This window comes from Variovorax sp. dw_954 (assembly GCF_018449755.1).
Lineage (GTDB): Bacteria > Pseudomonadota > Gammaproteobacteria > Burkholderiales > Burkholderiaceae_C > Variovorax.
Map to the genome: position 1 here is coordinate 67,374 of NZ_JAAVVD010000012.1, position 18,871 is coordinate 86,244.

The following is an 18,871-nucleotide window of genomic DNA, read 5'->3' on the forward strand; positions in this document are numbered from 1 at the left end:
CGCCAAGGCGCCCGCGGCGCCGCGCTCAGTAGTCGGGGTTGGGCTCCCGGGCCGAACCGGAGCGCGCCGGTGGGCCTTGGCGGTGAGCCAGGTGATTCAGCACCTCGGACACCATCGCGAGGCCCGGCGCATCGCCGTACTGGTTCTTCAGGTCGGCGAGATAGGTCGTGACGAAGGCCAGGCGTTCGGCCAGGCCGACGGCAATCAGGTGCGTGATGGCGGGGTTGCCCATCAGCAGGGCGCGGCCGTCGGCTGCGTAGCGAAGTACGCTCGGCTCGCTCGCCACGACCGTGGCGCTGAAGGGCGAATTCAGCAGGAGCGAGATCTCGCCGATCGCCGCGCCCGGATGGCTGACGGAACTGATCGCGGTCCCTGCCTTGCTGACCTGCAACGTGCCTGAAATGAGGATCCAGAGGCCGTCGCCCGAGTCGCCTTCGCGCACCAATGTGTCGCCTGGCGCCAGCGTGATTTCAGGCAGGCCGGCGGTGCGTTGCAGGAGTTCATGCATGCGCCCATGGTAGGCGAATCGGCAGTTTCTTTCAGGTGGCAATCTGCGAGGCCGTCACTCGAACGCGACATCCGACGCCTTCAACACGCCATTCACGACCTCCGCGCCCTGGACGTTGACCTTTACGCCGTTGCCGAGGTTCGCCGCGGTGCCGTTGTGAAACGCAACGCCCGGTCCGCTGGCATCCACTGGCTGGCCGCGGACCTTGAAGTCCGCAGGCGACTTGAAGGCGCCCACGGTACCAATCAGGTTGAAGGAGGCGGGCCCGCCCGTGCCAGGCACATGCCGGATCTTGAGCTTCGCGACGCGCAGGATGCCGCCGCGGAACACGCCGCCGACCTCCAGCTTCACGCCGTTGCCGATGGAGCCAGCCGGCCCGCCGGTAACCTGGGTCGAAGACGCGTCGACAGGTATGCCGATGAGACTGAACGACCCCATGCCCGAGTAGCCCGTCACGACGCCGGCGATCTGTGCCGTCGTACCGTCTGACATCGGCACCGGATACCACCACTGCACCGATGTGGCGACGAGGCCACCGGCGCTCGCTGCATTGGCGCGGACGCGCACCAGCATCCCATCGACGAGTGGCCGGCCGTCGAGGCTGCCGCTCAGACTCGCGTTGCGGTAGTCGACAGCCAGGGCTCCGAGCTTGAATGTCGATGACGCAGCGTCGAGGTTCTGCACCGTGCCCGTGAGGATCAGCGTGGTGGCGTCACGCTGTTCGATGCGCGTCGCGCGCATCACGCCAGGTGCGCCCGGCAATCCCCATACCTGCAGGGTCCGCCCCGTCGTGAGCGCTGCAAGCCCGGACGCGTCGGCCCAGACCGTGGCTTCGTCCGTGGTCACGGTGGTGCCCAGCACCACGAAGCTGCCTTGCTTCAGGTCGACCGAGGCCAGCGGGCCGCGCAGGTCCGCGGCGGAGTCGACACGACGGGCGATGCCGCTCGTGAAGCCGGCGTCGACCGGGCCTGTGACTTTCACGCTCATGCCGAGTTGAAGCCCCGAGGCATCCTCGATGTTCGCGACAGTCGAATCGGTCGAATAGCGCAAGCCGTTCACGATGATGCTGCCGGCGCCATCGACCGCGCCCACCCCTGTCGCGTCGGCGGTGATGCCGGTGCCCCCGGAGCCCACGCCCGAACCATCGTCGCCGCTCACCGCGGTTGTCGTCGTGCTGCTGTCCGGGGTCGCGGCAATGCCTCCGAGGCCCTGGTTTCCAACGCCGGTTGCGGTTGCGGTCGCGGTCGCAGTGGTAGGCGCATCCGTGGCTGCAAGGAGGCTGCTGCCACCCGTGCTCGCAGGGGGAGTGGGGCTGGCGTTGCCGGTCGTAGCACCGGCAAATCCGGGTGGCGCGATCCCGCCACTGCCACCACCTCCGCCTCCTCCGCAAGAGAGCACGACGGCGATGGACATGGACAGCAGGCCAAGGCGGAGCAGGTTCATGTTGTCTTTCGTCCAGGTGGATTCGAGGGCGCGGCTTCGGCCGCTGCGTCGCGTTCGACGGCGGCGTCCTCGTAGTACGTGTAGATGCCGACACGAATGCGACCCGAGGCCTTTTCGTCGGCCGCTTCGTAGGCTTGCCGCATTTCCTGCGTCAACGCATGGTGCAGGCCGTCCCAGCGCTCGCGGGCGAACCGGTGAATGCGTTCGCAGTCGTCGAGCGACAGGCCGGAGGCGAACACCGAGCGTTCGAGCAAGGGCGGTGCGGCGCCCAAGGTGTTCGACACGCTCGCGAGCAAGTGATCGCGAGCGTTGTCGCCAAGGAACGCCAGCATTCCCCTGAGATCGCCCGAAGGCACGAAGCCGGCCGCTGCAAGTTCGGTGCGCCCTTCAAGCTCGGTTGCCATCTTCAGCCGCACCAACTCGTCCAGGATGACGCGGTGGTGGACGTTGCCGCGACTCGCTCGCCGCGCCAGGGCTTCGAAGGACGGCTTGCGTCCCTGCGCAAGGATCGGCAGCGAGCGGTTCTTCGGATTGTCGGCAACCATCTGAAGCCACAACGTCAAGGCCTTGGCTTCTGCCGACGACTCGGTCCGCGGCAGGCTGGCCGAGTCCCGCACCTTTGTCGTGACGACCTTGCGATTCAACCCGGTCGTGACGGAGATCTGGCTGATGTTGGGTTCGGTGCCCTTCTCGAGCCACGCGCGGCGCGCTTCGTCGACGAGGATGTCGCGCAGCAGTTCGTCCAGGTGCGTGTGCTTCACGCCGAATGCGAGTGCCAGCCGGACCAGTGGGCGCAGCACGCGTTCGCAGGCACCCAGGACCCAGGCCAGCTGACCTTCGCGGGTCTGGACCAGCGACTCGCGAAGGGCGCGATGCAGGCTCCGTCCACGCTCAACATTCTGCGATCCAGCCGTTCTGGAGGCCATTCAAGGTCCGGCGGTTACAGCGGGACAAGGATTTCAGCCGCTGTCTGACAAAAAAACCCAACCAACTATACGAGAACTGGCGTTGAATGTGAATTTTTCACATTCGACCCTGAGGGCAATGTGATGACTGACAGAACCCCGCGCCGGCCATCGGGCATCGGGCGCACTGCGAAGTGGTCCGCCATCCGTTCGATGCGATCGACAAGTGGCGAAATCCGCACGCGCGAAGCCGAAGCGCGCTTGGCCTGGACCATCGCGGTACGCGAGAGGGAGACGCTCCAGGCGCGCATCGTGTATGCCTTCCGCGATCACGTGGAAGCCGGCGGCCCGGGCCCCGCGGAGGCCGATCTCGCACTGTTCGCACAGGCTGCCGTTGCGGAACAGCGCATGGCACTCGCGCTCGCCAGGGCACGGTCGACGTTCGCAACTCGCAGGCGTTGACCGCACATCGAGGAGTCTCTCCATGACAGCCGCTGAATACTTCTTCGAAGGCACCATCGATTCCGTCTCCTTCGGAAGCTTCCTGGATCTTGCAAGACTTCGAATGGGCGGAGCCTCGGCAGAGACCTGCGATGCCTGCAACACCCTCAACCTGCAGCACGCGTGCGTCTGCAAGTGCTGCGCGCACAGGCTCCCCGCGTTCTATGGCTTGCGGGGACGAAGCCGTGAACGCAACGACTGTTCGAAGGTGCCGCGGCGGAAGCTCCGCGTTTTGGCCGGGCCGCGATGGGCGGCGCTCGCCACGACCTTGTGCTTCCTGATCGATGCGCTCAAAGTGGTGGGGGCCCAGTCCATTCTCGTGATGGGGCCGGCTGCCAAGGGCCCTTCAAAGTGACCAAGTACTGCGAGAGCTGCCACACGCCCAACAGGGACAAGGCGCGCTTCTGCCGTGGGTGTGCAGGCCGGTTTTCGGGCGCTCGCTTCGCTGCGAATGCCTTTGTGCCCACGGTGCCTGCCGAGGCTGCATCGGCTGCATTGCCCCAAGGGCCCGACATGCGCATCTGGGACCCGAGTTCGATCGTCACGCAAGCGGTGGCGACCGCGGCTCGTTCCCGTCGCGATGCGCCACCAACGCCAACGCTCCGGGCCTGGCTGCCCCCGTTCGGGCGCGCCGACGCACCCGTGGCGTTGGTGCTGTCGTGGGTGCTCGTGGCGTCGGGGGCGTTCGTCACTTGGTACTGGGTTCACACCGCCACGGAATCGGCCCCGGTACCGTTGCAGACGTCTGCTGCAGCCGAGGCATCGGCCACGAGCGAACTCCTATCCGCGAATGCGCGTGTCGAGCCGCCACCGCCGGCGGTCGGCCCGGACGAAGAACATGGTCCGCCCGTCGAGGTGCAAGGAGAGCCAGGCCCGGAACCCGCGGCGCTGGAGGATGCGAGCGTGCCGCCGACAGGCCCAGTGCCCGCAAACGCGGACGGGCAGCGCGCGCTGCCTCGCCGCGAAGCAGATGCCCGGCCCCGGGTCACAAGCCGGTTCCCGAGCAAGGCGGAGGTGAGCTTGCAGGTGCCGGGCCGAAGCGCCAGCGCAGTGCCTGGCTTTCCAACCCGGCGCCCGGTCGATGCGATCCACCAGGAGGCGCGCAATCTCCAGGAGGGCAATGCGAGGCCTCCGCTGCGCCAGGCGACGCAGGCCCCAGCTTCAGCGGCGAACTTCAATCGCTGCAATCCTCAGAATCCTTTCGGCGATGCGGTCTGCGTGTCCGCGGCTTCGTCCACAAGCCCCATGCCGGGCGCAACGGCGGGGGCGGCGAATGCAGGCACCACGCCGGGATTTGCGACTGTCGGAGCGCTGAACTCGAAGGCGTCCGTGGGCGTCGCTGCGGTCGCCAACACAGGTCACGATGCGGGCGGTGGCGGCTCTGTTGGTGCTGCTTCGGCTGTGGGCTCGCCGGGCGCTTCGGGCGCTGTTGGCGTTGCAAGCGGTGGCACCGCCGCGTCAGCTGCGAGTGGCGGGAGTTCAGGTTCGGGTGCTGGTTCGGGGGCGGGTCCTGGCGCGGGTGCTGGTCCCGGCGCGGGTAGCGGTGCAGCAGGCACAGGTGCGGGTGCGGGTGCTGGTGCTGGTGCTGGTGCAGGTGGCAGTGGCGGTGGCGGTGGCGGTGGCGGTGGCGGTGGCGGTGGCAGTGGCAGCGCAGGCGCAGGCGGTGGAGGATCCGGCGGCGCTGGCCCGGGGGGCGGATCCGGTGCGGGTGGCGGCGGATCTGGAGGCGGGGGTTCCGGCGGAGCCGGCGCTGGTGGAGCGGGCGGCGGTGGGCCTGGCGGCGGACCGGGTGGTGCTGGCGGAGCGGGCGGTGGACCCGGCGGAGGTGGTGGACCGGGCGGCGGTGGCCCCGGCGGTGGTGGCCCCGGAGGTGGACCCGGAGGTGGTGGCCCTGGCGGAGGAGGCGGCGGAGGCGCCGGCCGCTAGCCCCGCAGTCGGTAGCTCGGGATAACCCTGCCGATTGGACGATTTTCCCGAACAATGCGGTCCGCATTTAGCGCCTACCGCCCGGCGCATGACCTCCCTACAGTTCGGCCATCCGCAGCGCCGCTGCACCGTCGAACCCCAGGAGACAACTGCATGCCAGCCACCGCCTACCAAACCCGCTTCGGGTCCCTGAAGAACTTCGAGAAGGGCCGCGTCGAGCCGATCGCCGACGACGTGCGCCACTACGCCTTCTCCAATTGCTTCGACATCGCTAGCCGCAGCAAGCCCTACGAGAAGGTCGTGTTCGGACAGAACCAGATCTACGTGCTGGAGACGCTGCGTGCCGAAGGCGCATCGCCCTGGTACACCTGCGCGCATGACGAGTTCGCGCTCGTGATGGACGGCGACATCGAGGTGCACCTGGTGCAGCTCGATGCAACGCAGGTCGTGGCCGACGTCGAGAAGAACGGCGCCGTGCTCGTCCAGGGCGAGCCCAAGGGCAGGAAGATGGGCTGGATGAAGCTGTCGCGCGGCCACCAGGGCCTGCTGCCGAAGAACACCGCCTACCAGTTCCGCACGCAGGGCGACCCCGGCGTGATCGTGCTGCAAAGCTGCAAGGGCGACCTCTCCGTCGAGAAGTGGTCCGAGATCTGCCAGGTGCAATGACCTTCACGACATCCACATCTTCAGGAGCACACACACCATGAACGCACCCGCAGAACTCGCCAAGGTGATCGCGTCGCAGCCCGACGCCTCGCTCGGCTACAAGGATTTCTCGCTCGGCAGCTTCGGCTTCCGCCGCGACGAGTATTTCGCACACATCACCTGGAAGACGCGCGACGGCCGCCCGATGAGCCACACGCTGGACATCGGCAACTACCTGCGCGCCCTGATGCGCGACGTGGCCTGGGGCTTCTTCTATGGCTGGGTCAACTTCGACGACGTGATCGGCACGGTCAACCACTACCAGTCGGTCGACATGTATGCGGGCAGCTACAACGGCACGATGAAGGAAGCGGGCATCGACCTTCTGGAGAACTTCCCGACCGCGCAGATCCGCGCCACTTTCGAAGCCATGCTCGACGACTGGACCAACGAGACCTTCGACCCGTTCTCGGCTCCGCAGGAAACCGGGACGCCCTATGGCCGCAAGAACGGCAACAGTACGGCCAAGATCACCCGGGCCCGCGAGTTGGCCACGCGCTGCGTCGGCCTCAAGGGAGACCTCGACCTGCGCAGCGACGCCACCGGCGCCAAGATCAATCGCGCCTTCGCCGACGTGCCGCAGGAACAGCCCGAACTGCACCCCGAGCCTGGCTTCGAGAACGAGGTGCATGCCTTCAACCTGTTCGGCTTCCTGAGCCGCTCGCAGGTGACGTGGAACCCGAGCTTCACCTCGGTCGTCAAGCACAGCTACATGTGCCCGACCACCGAGGAGCACATCCTCCCGATCATCCATGGCAACGACCGCGTCGAGTGGTTCTTCCAGATGACCGACGAGATCCACTGGGATTGCGGCGACAAGAACACCGGCAAGCCGATGGCCCGCGTGATCATGAAGGCCGGCGACATGTCCGCCATGCCCGCCTACTGCCGCCACCAGGGCTTCAGCCCCAAGCGATCGATGCTGCTGGTCTGGGAGAACGGCTCGCCGACGCTGGTGTACGAGATCCAGAAGGGCGAAAGCCCCGAGATCCCCGTCGAGTTCTAGCTCGCCCCCAGGCTCCGCTTCGCTCCGCCCACCCCTGCCGGGGGCAACACCAGCGGCCCGGCGAAGCCGGTTCCGCGGTGTTTCTGGAATTCAGTGCGCCTTTGACGGCGCGTGCCGAGACGGGCATCACGCCCACAAGGAGACAGACATGGCAGACCTCATTCGGTCCGGTGCCGGCGCAGCTTCGCGCCGACGTTTCATGCAACACGCAGGTGCAACCTCGGCGGTCGCCGCGGCGGCGACCCTGGGGCTTTCCGTGGAGGCCGCGGAGCCCGCGCAGAAGTTCGACGAGACCTTCGACATGGTGGTCTGCGGCAGCGGGTGTGGCGGCCTGGCTTCCGCGCTATTCGCGAAATGGCAGGGCAACAGCGCCGTGATCCTCGAGAAGGCCGGCAGCATCGGCGGCACCACGGCCAAGGCGGCCTTCTGGTACTGGGTGCCGAACAACGAGGCCATGAAGAAGGCCGGCATCGCCGACCCCAAGCCCGACTTCCTCAAGTACGTGGCCCGCCTGTCGAACCCGCAGGGCTATGACGCGGCGCATTCGCGCTTCGGTCTCACGCAGTGGGAATACGAGATGTGCGAGGCTATCTACGACAGTGCCTCGCCGGCCGCCGAACTGCTGGCCGCCAAGGGCGCGCTGCCTTACCGCCATTGCCCGGACGTGCCGGATTACTTTTCCGAATTGCCCGAGGACAAGGCGCCCAAGGGCCGCGTCCTGGTGCCCGCCGGTGCGATTCCCAGCATGTCCGACGGCGGCCTGGTGGCGGTGCGCACCATGTCGACCAAGGCGCGCCAGGACGGCATCCCGATCCGCACCGGCATGCGCGTCGTCAAGATCATCCAGAACCCTGCGGGCCGCGTGATCGGTGTCGAGGCGCAGGACGAGCTGGGCGCGACGGTGCGGCTGCGTGCACGCAAGGCGGTGATCTTCGCCACCGGTGGCTTCACGCACAACGTCGAGTTGCGCAAGAACTTCCTCAACGGCCCGATCTACGGCGGCTGCGCCGCGCCGAGCAACGAAGGCGACTTCGTGAAGATGGCCGGCCCGCTCGGTGCGCAACTGCGCAACATGAACTACGCATGGAGCTGCCCGATCCCGCTGGAGAAGGCGGTGGCGCGTGACGGCTCGATGTCGGGCATGTTCTCGGTGGCCGGCGACTCGATGCTGTTCGTCAACAAGTACGGCAAGCGCACCGTCAACGAGAAGCTGCAATACAACGAGCTGGCGCAGACCTTCTTCGAGTGGGACGGCGCGAAGGCGGAGTATCCCAACCTGGTCCGCGTCGCGGTGTGGGACCAGCGCTCGCAGCAGAACTCGGCCAGTGCCGAGTACGGCCGGCTGATCGTGCCGCCGGGCACGGATGACCGCCACGTCATCAAGGGCAACACGCTGGCCGAACTGGCCCGTGCCATCGACGAGCGCTTCGCCAAGTACGCCGGCGTGATCGGCGGCGCGCGGCCATCGACGGACTTCCTGCAGAACCTGCAGGCGTCGATCACGCGCTTCAACGGCTTCGCCAAAAGCGGCAAGGACCTCGACTTCAAGCGCGGCGAGCGCAACGTGGAACTGCTGTTCAACGGCGATGTGAAGGACGAGCCGGGGCGCGCCAACCCGACGATGTGGCCGCTGTCGGACACCGGGCCGTACTACGCCGCGCTGGTGGTCTCCGGCACGCTGGACACCAAGGGCGGGCCGAAGACCGACACGCATGGGCGCGTACTCGATGGCAACGACAAGCCAATCGCCGGGCTCTATGGCGTCGGCAACTGCGTCGCTTCGGCGTCGGGCCGCGCGTACTGGGCGGGCGGCGCGACGCTCGGGCCGATCATCGCCTTCTCGTATCGCACTGCCAACGCGGCGAGCGCGGATGGGGGGAGCGCGGCATGACCGGCCTGCTCGCATCGAGGTGGGTGCAGGGCATGGCACTGGCCGGCGTCCTGTGCAGCGCGCAAGCCCAGTCGCCCGGCGAGCGCCTGGCCCAGAACAGTTGCGCGCAATGCCACAGCTTCGGCAAGGGCGAGCCGAACGGCGTCGGCCCCAACCTGTACGGCTTGCTCGGCAAGCAGGCCGCCAGCAGCCCGGGCTTCACGTATTCGAAGCAATACGTCGAGGCCATGAAGGGCAAGACATGGGACGCCGCGCTGCTGCAGCGCTGGCTGACCGACACGCAGGCCGTCGCGCCGGGCAGCACGATGGTCTATTTCCAGGACGACCCGAAGAAGCGCGCGGCGCTCATCGAGTACCTGCAATCGCTGAAGTAAACGAGGAGACACACCATGGCACTCACACGACTCACCATGACCGACGAGCAGCGCAAGTCGGTCGCGCTCGAATACCTCAAGGCCTACGACCACGGCGGCGTGACGTCGACCGGCGGCTCGATCCTCGACCTGTTCGCGGACGATGCGCAGGTCTACTTTCCCAAGTGGGGCCTGGCCAACGGCAAGGAAGAGATCGGCCGCATGTTCGGCGACCTCGGCGGGCGCGGCAAGTCGATCACGCATGACTATTCGGGCTTCAACTGGATCATGAGCGGCAGCGACCTGTTCGCCTGCGAAGGCACCAGCCACGGCGAGCACGTCGATGGCCCGTGGCGCGCGGGCGTCCCCGAATGGGCGGCGGGGCGGTGGTGCGATGTGTTCGAGGTGCGCGACTGGCTGATCCAGCGCTGCTTCATCTACCTCGACCCCGACTACGCCGGCAAGGACACCGCACGCTACCCATGGTTGGCCAAATGAACCTCACAGACATCCAGCAGGCCGCGGGCCTCGAAAAGCCGATCCGCCACCAGCTCTTCATCGACGGCCAGTTCGTCGACGCCGAATCCGGCGAGACGCTGGCCACGCTCAATCCGCACGACAACTCGACGATCGCCGAGGTGGCGCTGGCGGGCAAGGCCGACGTCGACAAGGCGGTGGCCGCCGCACAGCGCGCCTTCCCGAAGTGGAGCCGCCTGGCCGCCGCCGACCGCGGGCGCATCCTGCTGCGGCTGGCCGACCTGATCGAGGCGAACGGCGAGGAACTTGCGCGGCTCGAATCGCTCGACACCGGCCATCCGATCCGCGACTCGCGCAACCTCGACGTGCCGCGCACGGCGGCGTGCTTCCGCTACTTTGGCGGCATGGCCGACAAGTTCCAGGGCGAGACGATTCCCGTCGAAGCCGGCTTCCTGAACTACACGCTGCGCGAGCCGGTCGGCGTGGTCGGGCAGGTGGTGCCGTGGAACTTCCCGCTGATGTTCACGAGCTGGAAGATGGCGCCCGCGCTGGCGGCTGGCAACACCATCGTGATGAAGCCCGCGGAGATCACGCCGCTGAGTTCGCTGCGCATCGCCGAGCTGATGGCCGAGGCCGGCCTGCCCGATGGCGTGGTCAACATGGTGCCGGGCCTGGGCAGCGTGGCGGGGCAGTACATCGCGGAGCACATGGACATCGCGAAGGTCGCGTTCACCGGCAGCACCGCCACCGGCCGGCGCGTGATCCAGGCGAGCGCCGGCAACCTGAAGAAGGTGCAGCTGGAACTGGGCGGCAAGGGCGCCAACATCGTGTTCGAGGACGCGAACCTGGTGGCCGCGGTCAATGGCAGCGCCTGGGCGATCTTTCACAACCAGGGGCAGGCCTGCATCGCCGGCTCGCGACTGGTCCTGCACGAGAAGATCGCGGACGCCTTCCTCGAGAAGTTCATCCCGCTGGCCAAGTCGGTGCGGCTGGGCAATCCGCTCGATGCGTCGACGGAGATGGGGCCGCTCACGAGCGCGTTGCATCGCGAGCGCGTGTTGAGCTACGTCGATGTGGCCCGTGCGCAGGGCGGCGAGGTGCTGGCCGGGGGCAAGTCGCCGGGTGGTGACCTGGCGAACGGTTGCTATGTGGAGCCCACCATCGTGCGGGCCGCCTCGTACCTGGATCGCGTGGCGCAGGAAGAAGTGTTCGGCCCGTTCGTCACCGTGCTCACCTTCAAGACCGACGAGGAAGCCCTGCAGATCGCCAACGGCACCGACTACGGCCTGGGCAGCGGCTTGTGGACGGCCAACCTCCAGCGCGCCCACAAGTTCGCGCGCGAACTGCATGCCGGCATGGTCTGGATCAACAGCTACAAGCGCGTCAACCCCGGCTCGCCGTTCGGCGGCGTGGGGCAGAGCGGCTATGGCCGCGAGATGGGCTTCGACGCGATGCGCGAATACACGCAGGTGAAGAGCGTGTGGGTCAATGTCGACGCGCAGATTCCGCCGCACTTCGCGAGGTAAGCAGCGTGATCCGCGACTTCACTTACACGAGCCTGCCGCAACGCGTGGTGTTCGGGACGGGCTCGCTGCAGCACCTCGGCCGCGAGATCGATGCGCTGGGTGCCAAGCGCGCGCTGGTGCTGTGCACGACGGGCCAGCGTGACAAGGCCGAGCGCGTGGCCGCGATGCTGGGCGCGCAGGCGGCCGGCATCTTCGACGGTGCAGTGATGCATGTGCCGATCGAGTCGGCGCGCGAGGTGCGCACGATGGCGCGCGAGTTGGGCGCCGATTGCGCGATCGCCATCGGCGGCGGTTCGACGATCGGGCTCGGCAAGGCGATTGCGCTGGACTCGGGCCTGCCGATCCTGGCGATCCCGACGACCTACGCAGGCAGCGAGATGACGCCGATCTACGGATTGACCGAAGCCGGCCTGAAGACCACCGGCAAGGATTCGCGCGTGCTGCCGCGCGCCGTGATCTACGACCCCGAGTTGTCGCGCGGCCTGCCGGTCGCTCTCAGTGTGACCAGCGGCATCAACGCGATCGCACACGCAGCGGAAGGGCTGTATGCGCAGGACGGCAATCCGGTGATGGACCTGATGGCGGAACAAGGGATCGCGGCGCTGGCGCGTGCGATCCCGGCGATCCACCGTGATCCCGGTGACATGGAGGCGCGTACCGATGCGCTTTACGGCACCTGGCTTTGCGGCACGGTGCTGGGCTGCGTCGGCGTTGCCTTGCACCACAAGCTGTGCCACACCCTCGGCGGCAGCTTCAACCTGCCGCATTCCGAAGTGCACACCGTCGTGTTGCCGCATGCCATTGCGTTCAATGCCGGCGTGGCCCCCAGGGCGATGGAAGCGATTGCACGTGCGCTGGGCACGCCGTCGGCGCCGCTCGGCCTGTATGCACTGGCCAAGGACAACGGCGCAGCCGTCGCGCTGCGTGACATCGGCATGCGCGAGCAGGACCTGGACCGCGCGGCTGACATCGCAGTGAGCAACCCCTACTGGAATCCGCGCCCCATCGGACAGGCCGAGCGGGGCCTGATCCGCGAGTTGCTGCAACGCGCCTGGGAAGGCGCACCCCCGGTTTAGACCACAAGAAGGAGACATCGACCATGGCATTCAATCGCAGGCAGTTCACCCAGGCCGCGGCCGCACTCGCAGCCGCCGGCGCCACGCCGCTGGTGTTCGCGGCAGACACGATCAAGATCGGCTACGTCTCCCCGCAGACCGGGCCGCTGGCGCCGTTCGGCGAGGCCGACAAGTGGGTCATCGACCAGATGAAGACGGCGTTCAAGGACGGCATCTCCGTCGGTGGCAAGAAATACGACGTGCAGATCGTGCTGAAGGACAGCCAGTCCAACCCCAATCGCGCGGGCGAGGTGGCCAACGACCTGATCCTCAAGGACAAGGTCGCGCTGGTGCTGACGGCCGGCACGCCCGAGACGGCCAACCCGGTTAGCGATGCCTGCGAACTCAACGAGGTGCCCTGCATCTCCAGCGTGGTGCCGTGGCAGCCGTGGTTCTTCGGTCGCAAGGGTGATCCGGCCAAGGGCTTCAACTGGACGTATCACATGTTCTGGGGCCTGGAAGACGTCATCGCCAACTACACCGACGGCTGGAAGACGTTGCAGACCAACAAGAAGGTCGGCGGCCTGTTCCCGAACGACGGCGACGGCAATGCCTGGGGCGACAAGGAACTGGGCTTTCCGAAGCCGCTGTCGCAGATGGGCTTCTCGCTGACCGATCCCGGCCGCTTCCAGAACGGCACGCAGGACTTCAGCGCGCAGATCGCGGCGTTCAAGAAGGAGGGTGTGGAGATCGTCACCGGCGTGGTCATTCCGCCCGATGCCAAGACCTTCCTGACGCAGGCGCGGCAGCAGGGCTTCAAGCCCAAGGTCATCACGCTCGGCAAGGCCTTGCTCTTCCCTGGCGCGATCGAGGCGTTGGGTGACCTGGGCGATGGCCTGTCGACCGAAGTGTGGTGGAGCCCGTCGCATCCGTTCACGTCGAGCCTGACGAAGCAGAGTGCCAGGGCATTGGCGGACGCGTACGAGAGCGGCGCGAAGAAGCAGTGGACGCAGCCGATCGGCTTTGCGCATGCGCTCTTCGAAGTGGCCGCCGATGCGTTGTCGCGCGCCAAGTCGCAGAAGGCGTCGGATGTGCGCGACGCGGTGGCGGCGACGTCGATCAACTCGGTGGTCGGCCCGGTGAAGTGGGGCGGGGCAGGGCCCTTCAAGAACGTCAGCAAGACGCCGCTCGTGCTGGGCCAGTGGGGCAAGGGCAAGAAGTACAAGTACGAGCTGACCATCGTCAGCGATGAGGCGGCGAAGAACATTCCGGTCGGCGGTGCGCTGCGACCGATGCCGGGCTGATCCGCCATGTCACTCCTCGTGTTGCATGCGGTGAGCAAGGCGTACGGCGCCCTCAAGGTGACCGACGACATCTCGCTCGCCGTGAATGAGGGCGAGACGCTCGGCATCCTCGGTCCGAACGGCGCGGGCAAGACCACGCTGTTCAACCTGATCTCGGGTGACGTGCGCGTCGACGCGGGTCGCGTGGAGTACGAAGGACACGACGTGACCGCGCTGAAGCCGCACCAGCGCTGTCACGCGGGCATCGGCCGCAGCTACCAGGTGCCGCAGCCCTTCGGGAACATGAGCGTGTTCGAGAACCTGGTCACCGCCGCCTGCTTCGGGGCGCGGCAGACGGAGCACGAGGCGTGGGAGACGGCGCATGAGGTGCTGGCGCAGACCGGGCTCATGCCGCACGCGAACAAGCCCGCCGGTGGGTTGACCTTGCTGAACCGCAAGCGACTGGAACTGGCGCGGGCGCTGGCGACGCGGCCGAAGCTGTTGCTGCTGGACGAGATCGCGGGCGGCCTGACCGAGCATGAAGCGAAGCAACTCGTCGAGGAGCTGAAACGCATCAAGGCGAAAGGCGTGACGATGATCTGGATCGAGCATGTGGTGCATGCCTTGCTGTCGCTGGCGGACCGGCTGTTCGTCATCAACTTCGGGCAGAAGCTGGCGGAGGGCGAGCCGCTGGCGGTGATGAACGACGCGGAAGTCCGGCGCGTCTACATGGGGATGGAAGCATGACCGCATTGATCGCGACCCACGGCCTGCAAGCCTTCTATGGCGATGCCCAAGCTCTCTTCGGCATCGACTTCACGTTGGCGCAAGGAGAGCTTGTCGCCGTCATCGGCGCCAACGGCGCGGGCAAGTCGACGCTGCTCAAATGCCTGACCGGCCTGGTGCGGGCGCCGCGCGAAGCCATCCACTTCAAGGGCGAGGCCATCGGCGGCCTGCCGCCCGGCGAAATCGTGAAGCGTGGCCTGGCGATGGTGCCGGAAGGCCGCCGCCTCTTTCCGAGCCTGAGCGTCGAGGAGAACCTGCTCATCGGCGGCCTCTCGCAACGCAAGGGCCCGTGGAACCTTCAGCGCCTCTACAAGCTGTTCCCCATCCTGGCCGAGAAGCGCAACAACCCCGGCACCTCGCTCTCCGGCGGCCAGCAGCAGATGGTGGCGCTCGGCCGTTCGCTCATGAGCAACCCGGAGGTGCTGCTGTGCGATGAACTCTCGCTCGGCCTCGCACCCATCGTGATCCGCGAGATCTACGCGGCCATGCCGGACATCACGCGCGAAGGCATGACGGTCGTGATCGTGGAGCAGGACGTGACGATGGCGCAGCGCGTGTCGCGCCGCATCTACTGCCTGCAGGAAGGGCGCGTGTCGCTGGAGGGACGCTCCGACCAACTCACGCGGGACCAGATCTCGCAGGCCTATTTCGGCCTCTGACACGGGAGACATCGCGTGATCGAAACCGTTCTCCAGGGCATCCTGCTCGGCGGCCTCTACACCTTGTTCGCGCTGGGCCAGTCGCTGATGTTCGGCGTCATGCGGCTCACCAACACGGCGCAGGGCGACTTCATCATCCTCGGTGCGTTCGCCGTGATCGCCAGCGTGACGCTCTTCGGCGGCGCGCCGCTACTGGCCGCGCTCGCGGTGCTGCCGGTCGCATTCGGCTTCGGCTATGCGCTGCAGCGCTATGTGCTGAACGGCACGCTGGGCAAGGACCCGTTGCCATCGCTGGTCGTGACCTTCGGGCTGTCGATCGTCATCCAGAACCTGCTGCTCGAACTGTTCTCGGCTGATCCGCGCTCCATCGAGACCGGCGGGCTCAACACGCAGGGCTTGCAGATCGGCGAGTCGCTGTCGCTGGGTGTGTTGCCGCTGATCGTGCTGGCGATTGCGCTCGTGGCCACGGCTGCACTGCAATGGCTCTTTGCGCGCACGGCGCTGGGGCGGTCCTTTCGCGCCGTGTCCGACGACCGCGAGATCGCCGAACTCATGGGCCTGGACGCGAAGAAGGTCTACGCCTTCGCGACCGCCATCGCCTTCGTGCTGATCGCCATCGCCGGCGCGCTGCAGGGGATGCGCACGACAGTGTCGCCCTCTGACGGCCCGCTGTTGCTGCTGTTCGCCTTCGAGGCCGTGATCATCGGCGGCATGGGCTCGTTCTGGGGCACGCTGGCCGGCGCGATGATCCTCGGCATCACGCAGCAGGTCGGCTTTCGTCTCGACCCGGGCTGGGGCATCTGGTTCGGCCACATCGTTTTCCTGCTCGTGCTGGTGTTCCGGCCGCAAGGGCTTTTTCCGAAGACACGCTCATGACCTCCTCCACCTTCGACGTCGTGCGCGGCAGCGCCGCGAGCCGGTCCGCGCTGGTCGCCGCCATGCTGCTCATCGCGCTGGCCGCCAGCCTTCCCTTCTGGGGCGAATCGAGCTGGATGCGCGAGTTCGTCGAGATCGCCTGCTACCTGATCTTCGCGATGATGTGGAACCTGCTGGCCGGGTACGGTGGCATGGTCAGCATCGGGCAACAGGCCTTCTTCGGGTTTGGCGGCTACGTGATGCTGATGCTGGGCAACTTCCTCGGGCTCAACCCGTTCCTGGCGATCCCGCTGGGTGCGGCCGCGGCCGCATTGATCGCGGTGCCGGTGTCGTTCGTGGCGTTCCGGCTCTCGGGCGGCTACTTCGCGATCGGCACCTGGGTGATCGCGGAAGTCTTCAGGCTCAGCTTTGCCAACGTGTCGGCGGTGGGCGGCGGTTCGGGCACCACGCTGACCGCGCTGCGTGGCATCGACAAGGCCACGCGCGAAAGCACGACCTACTGGATGGCCCTGGCCTGTGTGGTCGCCGCGATCGCGCTGGTCTATCTTTTCCTGCGCAGCAAGCGCGGCCTCGCATTGCTGGCCATTCGGGACAACGAAGTCGCTGCCGAGTCGCAAGGCATCCCGGTCGCCCGCATGAAGCTCGCGGTCTACGTGGTGGCTGCCTTCGGCGCGGGCATGGCCGGCGCGCTGTATTTCGTCGGCAACCTGCGCATCAGCCCCGACGCAGCCTTCAGCGTCAACTGGACGGCGTTCGCGATCTTCATGGTGGTCATCGGCGGCATCGGCCGCATCGAGGGGCCGCTGGTCGGTGCGCTCATCTTCTGGGCGATGAACAAGTTCCTCAGCGACTTCGGCACCTGGTACCTGCTCGGGTTGGGCCTGCTGGCCATCGTCGTCACGATCTTCTTCAAGCAGGGGCTGTGGGGATTTGCGCAGCAGCGCTGGGGATGGTCGCTGTTCCCGACGCAGCGGCGGCTGGTCTTGTCCGCGCCGTCCAACGAAAAACGCTCGGCGCCCGTATCCTCAGCGCCCCACCTGGAGATTCCTGCCCATGCGAAACATCAATGAAGACACCATCACGGGCGCCGTGCTCGCCCGCCTGGAAGACACGCCCAGCCCGCGTCTGAAGGAGATCATGTCGGCCCTCGTGCAGCACCTGCACGACTTCGCGCGCGAGGTGAAGCTGACGGAAGAGGAGTGGATGCAGGGCATCGAGTTCCTCACCGCGACGGGGCAGAAATGCACCGACAAGCGGCAGGAGTTCATCCTGCTGTCGGACACGCTGGGCCTGTCGATGCTCACGGTCGCGCTCAACCATTCGAAGAGCGCGCAGGCGACCGAGGCCACGGTGTTCGGCCCCTTCCATGTGCCGGGGGCGCCGATGCTGGCCTTGGGCAGCGATATCGCGAATGGCGCGAAGGGCGAGCCGCTGTTCGTGAACGCCACGGTGCGCGGGACGGACGGCAAGCCCGTGGCTGGCGCGGTTGTCGATGTGTGGGAGGCCGATGCCGAAGGCTTCTACGACCTGCAGCGCCCGGACATGGACCACCCCGAGGGCCGCGCCGTCTTCCACACCGACGGGGAAGGGCGCGTCTACTTCAAGGCCGTGCTGCCCGTGGCCTACCCGATCCCGACCGATGGGCCGGTCGGCGCGATGCTGGAGGCCACGAAGCGCCATCCGTGGCGCCCCGCGCACGTCCACTTCATCATCCAGGCGCCGGGCTATGAGACGTTGATCACGCACGTCTTCAAGGACGGCGATGACTACCTTGACAGCGACGCGGTATTCGGCGTGCGCAGCTCCCTAATCGGGGACTTCCAGTCGCATCCGGCAGGGACCGCGCCGGACGGGTCGACGCAGTCCGCGCCGTTCCATACGTTGGCGTTTGACTTCGTGCTGGAGCCGGCCGCCTGATGCTCTGTCGAGGCTCAATCGGCGCTTGACGAAAGGCTGGGGACGCGCCGGCGAATGCGCCACCTCGAATGCCCGGCCTGCGGGTTCGCTGCGAACCACAATGCGCCGGCCATCAACGCAACGCCGGCCAACTGCACGGGGCCCAGCGCATGGCCGTACACAAGCCAGTCGATGCCGATGGCCACCGCCGGGTAGATGAACTGAAGCACGGCGATGCGGTCCGTGGCCAGGTGCGCCATGCCGCCATAGAGCAGCACATAGGCCAGGCCGGTGTGGATGATGCCCAGGCCGATCAGCCATCCCCATGCCGTCCCAAAGGCTGGCCAGCCGTGGATCATCGGCCAGGCCGCGAAAGCGACGGTGCCAACCGCGCATTGCCACCATGCAAGGGTGATCGGACCGAGATCGCGCAGTCGGCGCGCAATGACGGTGACGCAAGCCGTGAGGAAGGCGCCGATCAGGCACAGGCCCACGCCCACCCAATAGTCCGTCGAGACAACCTCGCCACCGGCATGACCCGACCCGAAAGCGGGGTCCAGCAGGCCGGTGGCCATCGTCAACCCTGCCATCGCGACCAGCACCGCCGCCAGCCGCCCAGGCGCAACCGCCTCACCCAGCCACCACGCACCCAGCACCAGCACCCAAAGCGGCTGGATGTGGAACAGCACCGTGGCCACGCCGATCGACGTCCGCTCGATCGCTGCGAAGAACAGGACCCAGCCCGCCACCATCAGCCCCGCAGCGGCCAGCACAGGCACCCACGCCTTCCGGGGTGGCAGGAGCGTGCCGAGTTGCCCGCGTGCAGCCGACCAGAGCGTCAGCCCGAGCAGGCCAAAGGCGCAGCGGAACCATGTGGTGGTCAGCGGATGCGCGTGTGCTTCCTGCACGAAGACGCCCAGGGTGCCGAGCAGGACGCCGCCCGACACGAAGGCGAGCAATCCGCGATTCGATGCGGCAGGAGATGTGCGTTGCGTGTGATCCATGCCGTGAGTCTGGCTGCTCCCTGCCTTGTCGAAAAGCGGATACTTCGGGTAGATGCCATCCGCTAATCGAA

General features: G+C 67.0%; 20 protein-coding genes. 16 read left to right on the forward strand and 4 right to left on the reverse strand.

What is annotated here, in order from left to right; genetic code table 11:
- Window positions 1-25: 25 nt before the first annotated feature.
- The 3 genes from HB681_RS19325 to HB681_RS19335 are packed head-to-tail and all read right to left on the reverse strand — an operon-like array spanning window position 26 to window position 2,877.
- A complete protein-coding gene (locus HB681_RS19325) occupies window positions 26-508 on the reverse strand; it encodes a cyclic nucleotide-binding domain-containing protein (RefSeq protein WP_213956500.1) in 483 nt (160 codons plus the stop codon).
- A 54-nt stretch (window positions 509-562) separates the two neighbouring features.
- Window positions 563-1,951 (reverse strand): DUF5666 domain-containing protein, encoded by a 1,389-nt coding sequence (locus HB681_RS19330; protein ID WP_213956501.1) that lies wholly within the window; start codon window positions 1,949-1,951, stop codon window positions 563-565.
- On the reverse strand, window positions 1,948-2,877 hold the full coding sequence (locus HB681_RS19335) for a DUF6502 family protein (RefSeq protein WP_256353984.1): 930 nt from the start codon (window positions 2,875-2,877) through the stop codon (window positions 1,948-1,950). Before HB681_RS19335 ends, HB681_RS19330 begins: the two co-directional genes overlap by 4 nt.
- A gap of 123 nt (window positions 2,878-3,000) precedes the next feature.
- Between HB681_RS19335 and HB681_RS19340 the strand changes: the two genes are divergently transcribed.
- From HB681_RS19340 to HB681_RS19415, 16 genes are all read left to right on the forward strand, one after another.
- Complete coding sequence (locus tag HB681_RS19340) at window positions 3,001-3,318, forward strand: hypothetical protein (protein ID WP_213956502.1); 318 nt, start codon at window positions 3,001-3,003, stop codon at window positions 3,316-3,318.
- A 22-nt stretch (window positions 3,319-3,340) separates the two neighbouring features.
- Window positions 3,341-3,712, forward strand: a complete 372-nt coding sequence (locus HB681_RS19345) for a hypothetical protein (protein WP_213956503.1) — start codon at window positions 3,341-3,343, stop codon at window positions 3,710-3,712.
- Window positions 3,713-4,720: 1,008 nt separating this feature from the next.
- Entirely contained in the window at window positions 4,721-5,308 is a 588-nt protein-coding gene (locus HB681_RS19350) for a hypothetical protein (protein WP_213956504.1), read from the forward strand.
- A gap of 128 nt (window positions 5,309-5,436) precedes the next feature.
- Window positions 5,437-5,949 (forward strand): hydroxyquinol 1,2-dioxygenase, encoded by a 513-nt coding sequence (locus HB681_RS19355; RefSeq protein ID WP_213956505.1) that lies wholly within the window; start codon window positions 5,437-5,439, stop codon window positions 5,947-5,949.
- A 37-nt stretch (window positions 5,950-5,986) separates the two neighbouring features.
- A complete protein-coding gene (locus HB681_RS19360; RefSeq protein WP_213956506.1) occupies window positions 5,987-6,994 on the forward strand; it encodes a hydroxyquinol 1,2-dioxygenase in 1,008 nt (335 codons plus the stop codon).
- Between the two features lie 148 nt (window positions 6,995-7,142).
- Window positions 7,143-8,885, forward strand: a complete 1,743-nt coding sequence (locus HB681_RS19365) for an FAD-dependent oxidoreductase (protein WP_213956507.1) — start codon at window positions 7,143-7,145, stop codon at window positions 8,883-8,885.
- Entirely contained in the window at window positions 8,882-9,259 is a 378-nt protein-coding gene (locus HB681_RS19370) for a c-type cytochrome (RefSeq protein WP_213956508.1), read from the forward strand. The genes HB681_RS19365 and HB681_RS19370 overlap by 4 nt, the downstream gene beginning before the upstream one ends.
- Before the next feature lie 15 nt (window positions 9,260-9,274).
- Entirely contained in the window at window positions 9,275-9,736 is a 462-nt protein-coding gene (locus HB681_RS19375) for a nuclear transport factor 2 family protein (protein ID WP_218628259.1), read from the forward strand.
- Window positions 9,737-9,777: 41 nt separating this feature from the next.
- A complete protein-coding gene (locus HB681_RS38140; RefSeq protein WP_213956632.1) occupies window positions 9,778-11,241 on the forward strand; it encodes an aldehyde dehydrogenase family protein in 1,464 nt (487 codons plus the stop codon).
- 8 nt (window positions 11,242-11,249) lie between these two features.
- Entirely contained in the window at window positions 11,250-12,317 is a 1,068-nt protein-coding gene (locus HB681_RS19385; protein ID WP_213956631.1) for an iron-containing alcohol dehydrogenase, read from the forward strand.
- Between the two features lie 23 nt (window positions 12,318-12,340).
- The gene (locus HB681_RS19390) at window positions 12,341-13,600 is read left to right on the forward strand and encodes an ABC transporter substrate-binding protein (protein WP_213956509.1); all 1,260 of its coding nucleotides are present in this window, start codon (window positions 12,341-12,343) and stop codon (window positions 13,598-13,600) included.
- Between the two features lie 6 nt (window positions 13,601-13,606).
- Window positions 13,607-14,326, forward strand: coding sequence for an ABC transporter ATP-binding protein (locus HB681_RS19395; protein ID WP_213956510.1), 720 nt, complete (start codon window positions 13,607-13,609; stop codon window positions 14,324-14,326).
- A complete protein-coding gene (locus HB681_RS19400; protein WP_213956511.1) occupies window positions 14,323-15,024 on the forward strand; it encodes an ABC transporter ATP-binding protein in 702 nt (233 codons plus the stop codon). Before HB681_RS19395 ends, HB681_RS19400 begins: the two co-directional genes overlap by 4 nt.
- A gap of 15 nt (window positions 15,025-15,039) precedes the next feature.
- On the forward strand, window positions 15,040-15,900 hold the full coding sequence (locus tag HB681_RS19405) for a branched-chain amino acid ABC transporter permease (protein ID WP_213956512.1): 861 nt from the start codon (window positions 15,040-15,042) through the stop codon (window positions 15,898-15,900).
- The gene (locus HB681_RS19410; RefSeq protein WP_256735011.1) at window positions 15,897-16,970 is read left to right on the forward strand and encodes a branched-chain amino acid ABC transporter permease; all 1,074 of its coding nucleotides are present in this window, start codon (window positions 15,897-15,899) and stop codon (window positions 16,968-16,970) included. Before HB681_RS19405 ends, HB681_RS19410 begins: the two co-directional genes overlap by 4 nt.
- A complete protein-coding gene (locus tag HB681_RS19415; RefSeq protein WP_213956513.1) occupies window positions 16,954-17,817 on the forward strand; it encodes an intradiol ring-cleavage dioxygenase in 864 nt (287 codons plus the stop codon). Before HB681_RS19410 ends, HB681_RS19415 begins: the two co-directional genes overlap by 17 nt.
- Window positions 17,818-17,831: 14 nt before the next feature.
- Here the strand turns inward: HB681_RS19415 and HB681_RS19420 are convergent, their stop codons facing one another.
- Window positions 17,832-18,800, reverse strand: coding sequence for a DMT family transporter (locus tag HB681_RS19420; RefSeq protein ID WP_213956514.1), 969 nt, complete (start codon window positions 18,798-18,800; stop codon window positions 17,832-17,834).
- Between the last annotated feature and the right edge of the window lie 71 nt (window positions 18,801-18,871).